We start from the raw sequence: 12,028 nt of genomic DNA, 5'->3' as shown, positions 1-12,028 counted from the left end.
TGCCGTATTCAGTACGCTGGTTTTATTCGCAACTCTGTATAGCGTGCAAAGTAATAGGTTGGTACTGCGCGCTGGGCTTCGCCACGCGAAGCCCAGCGCGCATGGGCATTACAGCGCGCCGACTTCCTTGTAGAAGCGCTCGGCACCCGGATGCAGTGGGATTGGCAGGTTCTTCGCCGCGCCGTCCAGTTTGATTTCCTTGGCTGCGGAATGGGCATTGCCCAGGCGCTCAAGGTTGTCGAACATCAGCTTGGTCATCTGGTAGGCAACCTCGTCGGACACGCCTTCGTGGCTGACCAGGATGTTGGTGATGGCCACGGTCGCGACATCGACATCCTGACCGTCATAGGTGCCGGCCGGGATGGCGGCGGCCTGGTAGGCATCGTTGCCGATCTTCGCGGTGACCTCGGCCGGTACCGCGACGAAGGTGATCGGCAGAGTCGCGGCCAGGTCGCGGATCGCCGCCATGCCCAGCCCCGAGGACTGCAGGGTGGCGTCCAGCTGGCGGTTCTTGATCAGTTCAACCGACTCGGCATAGGGCAGGAACTCGACCTTGCCCATGTCCTCGTAGCTGAGGCCAGCCGCGGCGAAGATGGCGCGAGCGTTCAGCTCGGTGCCGGACTTCGGCGCACCGACCGAGATGCGCTTGCCCTTGAGGTCGGCCAGGGTGCTGATGCCGGATTCCTTGCTGGCGACGATCTGAATGTAGTTCGGGTAGGTACCGGCGATCGCCCGCAACTTCTTCAGTGGTGCCTTGAAGCCGGCATCTTCAACGCCGTTCCAGGCATCGGCCACCGAGTCGCCCAGGGCCAGGGCCAGCTCGCCGCGCCCAGCCTGCAGCAGGTTGAGGTTTTCCACCGAAGCCTTGGTCGCCTGCACCGAGGTCTTGGCACCTTCGATACCGTTGCTGTACAGCTGCGACAGGCCGACGCCGATCGGATAGTAAACACCGCTGGTGCCGCCGGTGAGGATGTTGATGAAGGTTGGTGCGGCAAGTACCGCGGTGCTGGCAGTCAGGGCCGCAGCGGCGGCGAACAGGCTGAAACGCTTAGTCAATCGCATGGAGAATCTCCGTTGTTGTTATGGCTGTAATGCAGAGTTTTTCACTGTAGTCGATGCCCACCAGCGCAGCAGTTGCGCAGCGCTTGGTTGGAGCTGGACTCTTTATCGGGGCTTGTTATCAGGGCCAGGAAAGCGGCGAGCGCCGACACCGGGCCTGAGCCTGGTGCACAAGAGGAGGTGAATGGCAGCAGGGCGAGTCAGACTCGCGAGGGGTGCATGGCAGTTCATTGGCTGACCTCTGGTCTTTCTTATTAATCGCCAGCGCGACAACGCGCCTGGCTGACAAGAGCTATAGCAGATGCCGTGCCAAGGGCTGAGAAGCCCGTTCTAGAGAGATTTATGCAAAATAACCGGCTTAAACAAGCGGAAAACCGCCTACAGGTAATCGAGTGTAGGCGATATCTTGCCTACTCATCGTCGCCACTGCCCGCCAGCCTGTAGCTGCTGCGCTGTATGCCGTGGCGTTGCATCTTCTCGTTGAGGGTGCGGCGTGGCAGCTGCAACAACGCCATCACCTGAGTGATATTGCCTTGGCAGCGCAGCAACGCGTTGTGCAGGCATTGCGCCTCGAACGTCTCTATCTGTTCGGCCAGCGACTGCGCATCAACCGCCTCGGCCGGCGCACTCAGGCCCAGGGCGTGACGTTCGGCGGCGTTGATCAACTCGCGCACATTGCCTGGCCAGTCATGCCCGAGCAGGCGGGCCAGGTCGCTGGGTGCCAGCGGCGGCGCCTCGCGGTTATGCCGCACGGCTGCCTCATGGGCAAAGTGCTCGAACAGCAACGGAATGTCTTCGCGTCGATCACGCAACGGCGGAATCTGTACGGTGGCGACGTTCAAGCGATAGAACAGATCCTCACGAAAACGCCCGCCGTGCACCTCGTCGAGCAGGTTCGGCTTGGCCGCACTGATCACCCGCAGATCCACCTGAATACTGCGGTTGGAGCCGAGCCGCTCCAGGGTTTTTTCCTGCAACACTCGCAGCAGTTTGACCTGCTGCGCCAGCGGCAGGCTTTCCACCTCGTCGAGGAACAGGGTACCGCCATCGGCGTGTTCGATGCGGCCGATGCGCTTGCCCTGGGCACCGGTAAAGGCGCCACTTTCATGGCCGAACAACTCGCTCTCGAAGATGCTTTCCGGAATCGCGGCACAATTCAGGGCAACGAAGGGTTTTGCCACCCGCGTGCTGAAATCATGCAGGCACCGGGCTACCCGCTCCTTGCCACTGCCGGTATCACCGCGAATCAGGATATTCACCGAGGTGCCGGCCAGTTCGAGGATCTGTCGGCGCAGGTTTTCCATCGGCCGCGACACGCCCAGGAGCTGCGCCTCGATATGATCCTTGAAGGCGAACTGCTGACGCAGCTTGCGGTTTTCACAGACCAGACGGCGCTTATCCAGGGCCCGGCGTACGCTTTCGAGCAGGCGCTCGGGGGTGAAGGGTTTCTCGATAAAATCGTAGGCGCCCTGGCGCAGGGCCTGCACCGCCATCGGCACATCGCCGTGACCGGTGACCATGATCACCGGCAGGTCGCGATCCAGCTCCAGCAGCTTGTCCAGCAACTGCAGGCCATCGGTGCCCGGCATACGCACATCACTGATCACCACGCCGGGAAAGTCGCGATCGACCAAACCCAAGGCTTGTGCCGCCGTGGCGCAACTCTGCACGCGAAAGCCCGACAGTTCCAACCACTGCTGGACCGCCTCGCGGATCGCCGCCTCATCATCGACCACAATCACCCGACCACTCATAGCACCTCCTGTTTCATACCTCGCAGTGTATCGCCATGCGAGGAATTCGGTAGCGGCGACAAACGTCTACGGCAAGGCCCGCCGTAGAGTGGGTGAGCGGTTCGGCCCCCTATACATGCAGACGATAAATCACGCGACGTCGTATTTTCCGCAGACCAGAGGGCCTGCTGTATGCGCTTACCCCAGCCCTACGTGTGCGGTGCCGCTGGCAGACGCACGGTAAACAGCGCCCCGTCCGCGGCATTGGTCGCGTCGAGGCAACCGCCCAGCTCGCGGACGATGCCATAGGACACCGCCAACCCCAGGCCCAACCCCTGACCCACCGGTTTGGTGGTAAAGAAAGGCTCGAACACACTGGCCAGGTGCTCGGTGCTGATGCCCCCACCACTGTCCGCCACGCTCAGCAGGCAGTGATCGTCCTGCCGCCGAATAACGATGCTGAGCCGCCGTTGCTCGACGTTGCGCATGGCATCCAAGGCGTTATGCAGCAGGTTGAGGAGCACCTGTTCGAGTCGAATCGCATCGCCCAGCACCTGCGCATTGGCATCTATGTCGCACTGCAGCTCAACCTGCTCGCTGCGCATACGTGGCGCCAACAGTTGCAGCGCCTGCTCCAGCACATCACTCAGGCGCAAGCGCTCCTTGAGTCCGGCCGGGCTTTTGCGGGCAAAGGTCTTCAGGTGACCGGTCAACCCGGCCATGCGTTGCAGCAAGCCATCGATGCGCTGCAGACCCTCGCGGACATCGTCCTGGCGACCGCTGTCGAGCAACAAGCGCAGGCTACCCAGTTGCATCTGCATGGCGGTCAGCGGCTGGTTGATTTCATGCGCCAGCGCCGCTGACATCTGCCCCAGGGCAGCCATTTTCGCAGCGTGGACCAAGCCTTCCTGGGCTTCACGCAACTCGGCGGTGCGCAGCGCCACCTCAGACTCCAGGCGAGCGCGAATGCCCGCTTGCAGGCGCTGGGTCTTGCGCCGCTGAGCGAGAAACAACAACAGGAAGGCCAGGGTCATCCACACGCCGGCGGCGGCCAGACGATAACTACGCACGCTGTCGACCAGGGTCTGTGGTTCGAGCAGCAGATGCAGGGTCCAGCCTTCCTCGGGCAGCGCCAGACGCTGCCAGAGGTAATCGCGGCGTCCGTCCGGGCCATCGACGCGGCGCCACTGCGAATCGTCATCGATCTGCTGGCGCAGCTCGCTGGGCAGTGGCTTGAGTGCCTGCTCGGCATATTTACGCACCTCGACCAGTTCCGCCCGCGCCTGCTCGCTCAGCTCGTCCAGGGCACGAAAACGCCAGGCCGGACGATTGCTGAGTACCACCACGGAGTAACTGTCGGCGACCAACAGCACGCCGTTCTGGCCCGCCCACTCGCGCTGCAGATTCTCCAGTTCGAGCTTGACCACCAGCACGCCGAGTAGCGTGCCGTCATCGTCATGCACCGCATGGGAGAGGAAGTAACCGGGAATTCCGGTGGTCACCCCGACCGCAAAATAGCGGCCTGAGGAGTGGCGTACAGCATCCTGAAAGTACGGGCGAAAGGCGTAGTTGTTGCCGACGAAACTGCTCCAGTCACGCCAGTTACTGGCCACCAGGGCCTCACCCTGTCGGTCCAGCAGGTACAGCACGTTGGAGCCGGCGGCGGCATTCAGCTGTTCCAGACGCAGATTGAGTGTGTCGCGCAGCAGACGATCCTGCGGTGCACGCAGCAGTGACTTGATATCGCTGTCGAGTGCCAGCACCTCGGGCACCGAGCGAAAGCGCTCGACCAGGGTATGCAGTGACTGGGCATATAGCTGCAACTGTCCGCGCGCCTCGACACTGCGCTCCAGCCAGGCGCGCTGCTCGGCGTAACGACCGGCCAGCCACATGCTGGCGAACAGACCGAGGAGAATCAGCAGGGCGATCAGAAATACGCGGTATCGCAGAAAAAACCCAGGCATGCGCGGCTCGGCTCAGGACAGTGCCGACATGGTAAGACAAAGCCCACTCGCTTGCAGGCCGCTGCATGCGAGGGTTTCTGCCATGACCATGGCCGGCTATAGTCCTAGTGGCCTGTGTGGCAAGTTCAATTAGTCAATTTCGGCTTCTGAGGCCCCGATACAGTGTTGCCGCTCCTCGCCATAGCCCGCGGTGACTCGTCGCAGCGCCTGGTCTCGGAACCTCAGCCATCCGAACTTGAGTTAACCCACTAAGCGTACAGGCCACTAGGCTCGGGGGTACCAGTCTGCAGGAGAGTGAACATGGCAAAGCTCAATCAGACGACCACTCCACGCTTCTGGCGCGATCCGGCACTGCCGTTCTTCGAGGCGCGGGACGTGCTGGATGGGCGTCAGCAGTGCTACGCCAAGCACTCCCACGAAACCTTCTCCATCGGCACCGTCACTCAGGGCCGCAGTACCTACCTCAACGAAAAAAACCGCCAACAGATCGGCGCCGGCAGCGTAGTGCTGATGAACCCAGGCGACGTACATGCCTGCAACCCTCTGGCCGGGCAGCCCTGGTCCTATCGCATGTTCTATGTGGATATAGCCTGGTTGAGCGAACTGCAACAGCAACTGGGCTTCAGCCACAACCAGCCGTTGCACAACTTCTCCACCATCCTCAGCCACGACCCGGTGCTCTATCGCAGCTTGAATCACCTCTACGCCCTGCTCAGCGATCCCCAGGCCGATACCTTGCACAAGCACTGCGCCCTGCTCGACTGCTTCAGCGAACTGCAGCAACGCCTGGAACCGGCGCCGAAACTCCGACGCGAGGACAATCCACGCATTCGTCTGGCGGCCGAGTTTATTCGCGATCATTGCACCCAGCCCCTGAAGCTGGAAGACATCTGTGCGGCGGCCGGGCTGTCAGCCTCCTACCTGACTCGCGCCTTTCGCCGCGGCTACGGCATGACGCCCCACACTTACCTGATCAACCGCCGCATCCAGTACGCCCAATCCCGGCTCAGACGCGGCGGCGAGATCGCCGAGGTGGCGCTGGCGGCTGGCTTTGCCGACCAGGCCCACTTTCAGCGTGCCTTCAAGCAGCTGCTCGCCGCTACCCCCGGGCAATACCGGCGCCCGGCCTGATCACGGCCACAACAGGTAGAGCGCCGAGAGCACCAGCAGCAGCGCCAGAATACGATTGAATCGACGCATGCGCCGGGGGTCGTCCAGGTACTGGCGCAGGAATGCACCGGCGTAAGCCCAGCAGGCGATAGACAGGTAACAGATGACGAAATACAGCGCCGCGAACTGCCCGACCAGCCGCAGTTCGCCGTCCGCCGCGTAGGCGCCCATGCCGGCCAGCGACGCCAGCCAGGCCTTGGGATTGAGCCATTGCATGAGTGCGCCGGTGAGCAGCGAAGGCGCCTGTACCGCCTTGCCACTATTGAGCCGGCCATCGTCACGCGCCAGGCTATAGGCCATGTACAGCAGAAAGGTGACGCCCGACCAGCAGATCAAGATCGCCAACGCGGGCCACTGATTCAGCAGTTGCTGCAACCCCAGCCCCATGCACAACAGCAGCAGGGTGAAGCCCAGAGTCGCCCCGGTCACATGCCGCAGACTGGCGCGCAGGCCGTAGCGGGCACCCGCGCTCAGCGCCACCAGATTAACCGGGCCGGGGGAGATCGATGCGGCCAGGGCAAAGGCCGCCATGGAAAGCAGAATAGTCATCGCATACCTGTCAGTGTCGTTAGAAAGAAGGTGCAGACTGACAGGCGTGAAGATCGCGGTATTGAAGAAAAATGCCCTGTTCAGGCATGGGATTTTCTACATTCACTAGCGCGCGTATAGATGGGTCCTGAGCTCAGCGATACAGGTCGGCTCGGGTCCAGGGCAGGTTGTGGCTGCCATCCTCATAGGGTTTGATCGCGAGGATCTGATGCAGGCTCATCCAGCCACGGGCAAAGCCGTACGCACAACCGGCCAGGTACAACCGCCAGATGCGCAGGGCTTGCTCCGGCACCAACTGTGCGGCCTGGTCCAGGCGTGCTTCCAGTCGTGCACTCCAGTGCTCCAGGGTCCGGGCATAGTGCAGCCGCAGGTTTTCCACATCGACCACCTCCAGACCGGCTTCGCTGATGTGCGCGGTCATGGTCGCCAGATGCGGTAACTCGCCTTCGGGGAACACGTAACGCCCGATAAACTCGCCACCGCCGCGACCCACCGGGCGGCCATCGGTGAACTTGGCGGTGATGCCATGGTTCATCACCAGGCCGCCGGCCTTTACCGCGCCGAACAGGCGCTGGCAGTAAAGCGGCAGGTTGGCATGCCCGACGTGCTCGAACATGCCGACGCTGACCACCTTGTCGAAACGGCCGTCCTGCGGCAGGTCACGGTAGTCCAGCAGCTCCAGTCGCACCTGCCGAGCAAGGCCCTCATCCTTGGCCCGCTGACGGGCCAGTTTCAACTGCGCGCGACTGAGGGTGATGCCGAACACCTCGGCGCCGAACTCGCGCGCGGCGTAACGCGCCAGGCCGCCCCAGCCGCAACCGACATCCAGCAGCCGTTCCCCCGGTTGCAAGCGCAGCTTGCGGCACAGGTGGCGCATTTTCGCCTGTTGCGCCTGCTCAAGGTCTTCCGTGCCGGTCTCGAAATAAGCGCAGGAGTAGACCATCTGCGGGTCCAGCCACAGCGCGTAGAAGTCGTTCGACAGGTCATAGTGGTAGCTGATCGCCGCCGCATCGCTGTCCTTGTCATGAGGCGTGCGCGATATCTGGCAGGTGTCAGACTCATCCTCAAGCGCCTGACTGAGGGCATCGCCGATGCGAATCACCTCGCTCATCGGTCCTTCCAGCTCCACCCGCCCTTCGACATAGGCGCCGCCCAATGCATCCAGACTGGGATGGGCCAGTTGCGCCACCAGACTCGGATCTTTGACCACCAGGGTGACCCGTGGCTGAGGGCCGAGGTCGAGCTGAGTGCCGTCCCATAGGCGCAAACGCAAGGGCAGCTGAAGGTCACGCAGGTTTGGCGGCAAATACGCGAGCATAGGAACCTCCACCTTTAAAAATAATTGAAAAGGTAGTTCAGATGACTCATTTGTCAGCTTTTCGGTTCCATAACCAGTGGCTATATGCCATAGCGCTGCAGCAGACCATCGCTCAGCCATTGGCGCAGCCAGGTGGCGGCCTGCAGAGGGGCGTTATCGCCGAGTTCGCTCAACTGCGCGCAGAGATCGGCGAAGCTCCAGCCGTCCACCGCCATACCCTGCAGCGCCGTCGCTTCGGCATGGGACAGGCTGCGATAGCGGCTGATCAAACCCTGCCGCCAGATCAGACAAACCTGCGTCTGCTCCAGCAGCACGCTGCCGGGAAACGCCGTGTCGTCCTTGAGCGCGCGCCAGATCGCCACGCTGTTATAGCGACAGCTTTGCCACTGCACGCTGGGTAGCAGGCGCACCTGCAGGGTCGGCCAGTCCTCGGCCGGCAGGCTGGCCATCTGTTGCAGACTCAGGGGAACGCCCTCGGGCGCATCGAAGGCCAGGGTAAAAGCCCACTCCAGCCGCGCCAGCTCACTGAGCGGCGCGCTCTGTTCGGCCACCAGATAGCCTTCGATAAACTCTGCAAGGCGCGCTCCCAGCCAGCGCAGACTGAAGTGCTGCGAGGGATGGGCCTCGATATAGGCGCCAGCCAGCGCGTCGAACTCCTCATCCCCGAGCCAGCCATGCACGGCATGATAGTCATCCCGTACGGCCTCCAAAAGCCGCGCGCGGTAGGCATTGTGGTAAATCGCCAGGCCGTCTTCTGCGCTCAGCGCCGGGCTACTCAGCAGGCTAGCTCGCAACGCCGGGTTGGGCGTCGGCTCCTGGCCGAGCAGGTAGGCCTCGATCTCGCGCTGCCAGTCATTCAGTTGCATAACGGCTCCGCAGGCAAGGCTGTCGCCGCGAAGACGCGGGCTTTATCCAGTTCAGCGAGCAGCTCGGACAGCGGCGGATAGTGGTCGTCCCGCTCCAACAGGGTCGCCACCGGACCCAGGTGCTGCAGGGTGCGCTGATACAGTTGCCAGACCGGATCGCTGATCGGCTGATCATGGGTGTCTATCAGGTAACTGCCGTAATCGCTGTGCCCGGCCAGGTGCAGCTGGCGAATGCGCTGCGCGGGCAAGCCGCTGATGAAATCCCAGGGGTCGAAGGCGTGATTACGGCTGCTGACGTAGACGTTATTGACGTCGAGCAACAGCTCGCAACCACTCAGTTCGCTGAGCGCGGCGAGAAACTGCCATTCGCTGAACTGATCATCGGCGCTGCGCAGGTAACTGGAGACATTCTCCAGCACCAGGGGGCGCTCGAGAACCTCCTGCACCTGGCGCACGCGCGCAGCGACGTGCTGCAGGCTTTCTTCGGTGTAGGGCAGCGGCAACAGGTCGTGCAGTTGGTGCGCGTTGCCGCGGCTCCAACACAGATGATCGGAAATCCACGCCGGTTTAACCCGCGCAGCCAGATGTTTGAGGCGTTGCAAGTAGTCCCGGTCCAACTCATGCGGGCCGCCGATGGACAGCGATACGCCGTGCATCACCAACGGATAGTGTTCGCCGATGGCATCCAGGTAGTAGAGCGCCTTGCCGCCATCAACCAGATAGTTTTCCGAGAGAATCTCGAACCAGTCGACATCCGGCCGCTGCTCGAGAATTTCCTGGTAGTAGGTGCTGCGCAGGCCCAGGCCATAACCCAGACATGCTGACTCAGTGGACATGCGACAACTCCCTGAAAAGCTGAAAAGGCGGCAATGGGCTGGAGTGGCCGCAGCCGGCCACTCCGTGTGCCCTTACTCGCCGACGGTACCCTTGGCATTGTTGCACTCTGCCAGGGTCATGTTCTTGAAGCCCTGACCTTTGCAGGAACCTTGACCCTTACAGCTGTTGGCGGCGGTCTTGCAGTCGTTCTGGCCTTTGCAGCCATTCACGCCGTAGCAATGCACCTGTGCTTCTTCGGCCACGACAACAGTGGACATGCTGGCGAACAGCGTAGCCGCGGCGAAAGCGATGGCAGCACCAGTAGCGGTAGTAGTGATAGACATGCGGTGATCCTCGAGTGGTTTCGGTTGCCAATCGAACAAGGCTTGTTCGATGCAGGCATACCACTAGAGTCTGGTCATTCTCAGGCGTTACAAGCGCCAATAAAAATGTTCAACACACTCGACGGATCCATCACCGCCGGGCAACGCTGTAGATAATCGGAGCTGCCTGGATCAGGGTTGTATGGCCGAGTCTGGAGCAGGTTCAGCCACCCCAGAAATCTGCTAGTTGCGGATCCTGTTCACGACTGGCGCGGCTGCGGCGAGCCATACTCGTCCGCTCCCTGTGGATAACCCTCGCACCAGGTAAAAGCCCAGCAGGATGCTGGGCTTAACCGTTACGGCCTTATTCGACCGTCACGCTCTTGGCCAGATTGCGCGGCTGATCGACGTCGGTGCCCTTGAGCACGGCGACGTAGTAGGACAACAGCTGCAGCGGGATGGTGTAGAGGATCGGCGCCAGGGCGTCGTGAATGTGCGGCATGTTGACCACGTGGGTGCCCTCGCCGTTGCTCATGCCGGCCTGCTGGTCGGCGAACACGATCAACTCGCCGCCACGGGCGCGCACTTCCTGCAGGTTGGATTTGAGCTTCTCCAGCAGTTCGTTGTTAGGCGCCACCGTGACCACCGGCATGTCGCTGTCGACCAGGGCCAGCGGCCCGTGCTTGAGCTCGCCGGCCGGGTAGGCTTCGGCGTGGATATAGGAAATTTCCTTGAGCTTGAGCGCACCTTCCATGGCCACCGGGTATTGCTCGCCGCGCCCGAGGAACAGGGCATGGTGCTTTTCCGCGAACAGTTCGGACACCTTCTCCACCACCGTATCCATCGCCAGGGCTTCGTCGAGGCGGGTCGGCAGGCGGCGCAGCTCATCCACCAGTTCGGCTTCCAGCCGCTTGTCCAGTGTGCCGCGAACCTGACCGAGGGACAGGGTCAGCAGCATCAAACCGACTAACTGAGTGGTGAAGGCCTTGGTCGAGGCCACGCCAATTTCCGGGCCGGCCTGGGTCAGCAGACACAGGTCGGACTCGCGCACCAGTGAGCTGATGCCGACGTTGCAGATCGACAGGCTGGCCAGGTAACCGCCCTGCTCAGGGCTCAGCGCCTTGGCATTGCGCAGTGCGGCCAGGGTATCGGCGGTTTCGCCGGATTGGGAAATGCTGACGAACAGGGTGTCCGGCTGCACCACCACCTTGCGGTAGCGGAACTCGCTGGCCACCTCGATCTGGCAGGGAATACCCGCCAGACCTTCCAGCCAGTAACGGGCGACCATGCCGGCGTGGTAGCTGGTGCCACAGGCGACGATCTGCACGTTCTTGACCTTGGCGAACAGCTCGGCGGCCTGGGGGCCGAAGGCCTGCACCAACACGTGATCGGAGCCCAGGCGGCCCTCCAGGGTGCGCTGCACCACCTTGGGTTGCTCGAAGATTTCCTTGAGCATGAAGTGGCGGAACTCGCCCTTGTCGGCGGCTTCCGCGCCTTCGTGGTACTGCACGCTTTCACGTTGCACCGGCTCACCGGAGACGTCCCAGATCTGCACGCTCTCGCGGCAAATCTCGGCGATATCGCCTTCTTCCAGGTACATGAAGCGGTCAGTCACCTGGCGCAAGGCCAACTGGTCGGAGGCCAGGAAGTTTTCGCCCAGGCCCAGGCCAATCACCAGCGGGCTGCCGCTGCGCGCGGCGAGCAAACGATCCGGCTGCTTGGCACTGATCACCGCCAGACCATAGGCACCGTGCAGCTCCTTGACTGCTTCCTTGAGCGCCGCGGTCAGATCAGGCTGAGTTTTTAGCTTGTGATCCAGCAGGTGAACGATGACTTCGGTGTCAGTATCCGAACTGAAGGCGTAACCCAGACCCTTGAGTTGCTCGCGCAGGGCATCGTGGTTTTCGATGATGCCGTTATGCACCACCGCCAGCTCACTGCCGGGCTCTCTACCTGAGAAATGCGGGTGGGCGTTGCGCTCGCTCGGCGCGCCATGGGTGGCCCAGCGGGTGTGGGCGATGCCCAGACGACCGGCCAAGGGCTCAGCGTTCAGCGCCGCTTGCAGCTCACTGACCTTGCCCACGCGACGACGGCGCTCGAGCTGACCCTGGTCATTCAACAGCGCCACGCCGGCACTGTCATAACCACGGTATTCCAGGCGCTTGAGGCCTTCTACCAGCACGGCGGTGATATTACGTTCGGCGACGGCGCCCACGATGCCACACATAGA

At 62.3% G+C, this 12,028-nt stretch carries 10 protein-coding genes; 1 reads left to right on the top strand and 9 read right to left on the bottom strand.

The window, feature by feature from the left end:
* Positions 1-108: 108 nt before the first annotated feature.
* From TMS3_RS02890 to TMS3_RS02880, 3 genes are all read right to left on the bottom strand, one after another.
* Complete coding sequence (locus tag TMS3_RS02890; protein WP_025163744.1) at positions 109-1,062, bottom strand: TAXI family TRAP transporter solute-binding subunit; 954 nt, start codon at positions 1,060-1,062, stop codon at positions 109-111.
* A gap of 407 nt (positions 1,063-1,469) precedes the next feature.
* Positions 1,470-2,813: a sigma-54-dependent transcriptional regulator gene (locus TMS3_RS02885; RefSeq protein WP_025163743.1), complete on the bottom strand. Its 1,344-nt coding sequence runs from the start codon at positions 2,811-2,813 to the stop codon at positions 1,470-1,472.
* A 188-nt stretch (positions 2,814-3,001) separates the two neighbouring features.
* Positions 3,002-4,756, bottom strand: coding sequence for a sensor histidine kinase (locus TMS3_RS02880; protein WP_025163742.1), 1,755 nt, complete (start codon positions 4,754-4,756; stop codon positions 3,002-3,004).
* A gap of 300 nt (positions 4,757-5,056) precedes the next feature.
* Between TMS3_RS02880 and TMS3_RS02875 the strand changes: the two genes are divergently transcribed.
* Positions 5,057-5,887, top strand: coding sequence for an AraC family transcriptional regulator (locus TMS3_RS02875; RefSeq protein ID WP_025163741.1), 831 nt, complete (start codon positions 5,057-5,059; stop codon positions 5,885-5,887).
* Here TMS3_RS02875 and TMS3_RS02870 read toward each other — a convergent pair whose 3' ends face one another.
* From TMS3_RS02870 to glmS, 6 genes are all read right to left on the bottom strand, one after another.
* Positions 5,888-6,475 carry a LysE family translocator gene (locus tag TMS3_RS02870; protein WP_025163740.1) on the bottom strand — a complete coding sequence of 196 codons (588 nt, stop codon included), beginning with the start codon at positions 6,473-6,475 and terminating at the stop codon, positions 5,888-5,890.
* Between the two features lie 133 nt (positions 6,476-6,608).
* The gene (gene cfaB / locus TMS3_RS02865; protein ID WP_025163739.1) at positions 6,609-7,793 is read right to left on the bottom strand and encodes a C17 cyclopropane fatty acid synthase CfaB; all 1,185 of its coding nucleotides are present in this window, start codon (positions 7,791-7,793) and stop codon (positions 6,609-6,611) included.
* An 80-nt stretch (positions 7,794-7,873) separates the two neighbouring features.
* The gene (locus TMS3_RS02860) at positions 7,874-8,659 is read right to left on the bottom strand and encodes an HvfC/BufC N-terminal domain-containing protein (RefSeq protein ID WP_025163738.1); all 786 of its coding nucleotides are present in this window, start codon (positions 8,657-8,659) and stop codon (positions 7,874-7,876) included.
* A complete protein-coding gene (bufB, locus tag TMS3_RS02855) occupies positions 8,650-9,495 on the bottom strand; it encodes an MNIO family bufferin maturase (RefSeq protein WP_025163737.1) in 846 nt (281 codons plus the stop codon). Before bufB ends, TMS3_RS02860 begins: the two co-directional genes overlap by 10 nt.
* Positions 9,496-9,567: 72 nt before the next feature.
* A complete protein-coding gene (gene bufA2 / locus TMS3_RS02850) occupies positions 9,568-9,819 on the bottom strand; it encodes a BufA2 family periplasmic bufferin-type metallophore (RefSeq protein ID WP_025163736.1) in 252 nt (83 codons plus the stop codon).
* Between the two features lie 343 nt (positions 9,820-10,162).
* Complete coding sequence (glmS, locus tag TMS3_RS02845; RefSeq protein ID WP_025163735.1) at positions 10,163-12,025, bottom strand: glutamine--fructose-6-phosphate transaminase (isomerizing); 1,863 nt, start codon at positions 12,023-12,025, stop codon at positions 10,163-10,165.
* Positions 12,026-12,028: the final 3 nt, after the last annotated feature.

It is taken from the genome of Pseudomonas taeanensis MS-3, from assembly GCF_000498575.2.
Lineage (GTDB): Bacteria > Pseudomonadota > Gammaproteobacteria > Pseudomonadales > Pseudomonadaceae > Aquipseudomonas > Aquipseudomonas taeanensis.
The sequence above is the reverse complement of the archived record's forward strand: the minus strand, read 5'-3'. Positions and strand labels throughout refer to the sequence as shown.

What these genes read in the sequence shown, in the direction of transcription:
- TMS3_RS02890 (WP_025163744.1), bottom strand. Translation starts at nt 1,062, where the DNA reads ATGCGATTGACTAAGCGTTTCAGCCTGTTCGCCGCCGCTGCGGCCCTG.
- TMS3_RS02885 (WP_025163743.1), bottom strand. Translation starts at nt 2,813, where the DNA reads ATGAGTGGTCGGGTGATTGTGGTCGATGATGAGGCGGCGATCCGCGAG.
- TMS3_RS02880 (WP_025163742.1), bottom strand. Translation starts at nt 4,756, where the DNA reads ATGCCTGGGTTTTTTCTGCGATACCGCGTATTTCTGATCGCCCTGCTG.
- TMS3_RS02875 (WP_025163741.1), top strand. Translation starts at nt 5,057, where the DNA reads ATGGCAAAGCTCAATCAGACGACCACTCCACGCTTCTGGCGCGATCCG.
- TMS3_RS02870 (WP_025163740.1), bottom strand. Translation starts at nt 6,475, where the DNA reads ATGACTATTCTGCTTTCCATGGCGGCCTTTGCCCTGGCCGCATCGATC.
- cfaB (WP_025163739.1), bottom strand. Translation starts at nt 7,793, where the DNA reads ATGCTCGCGTATTTGCCGCCAAACCTGCGTGACCTTCAGCTGCCCTTG.
- TMS3_RS02860 (WP_025163738.1), bottom strand. Translation starts at nt 8,659, where the DNA reads ATGCAACTGAATGACTGGCAGCGCGAGATCGAGGCCTACCTGCTCGGC.
- bufB (WP_025163737.1), bottom strand. Translation starts at nt 9,495, where the DNA reads ATGTCCACTGAGTCAGCATGTCTGGGTTATGGCCTGGGCCTGCGCAGC.
- bufA2 (WP_025163736.1), bottom strand. Translation starts at nt 9,819, where the DNA reads ATGTCTATCACTACTACCGCTACTGGTGCTGCCATCGCTTTCGCCGCG.
- glmS (WP_025163735.1), bottom strand. Translation starts at nt 12,025, where the DNA reads ATGTGTGGCATCGTGGGCGCCGTCGCCGAACGTAATATCACCGCCGTG.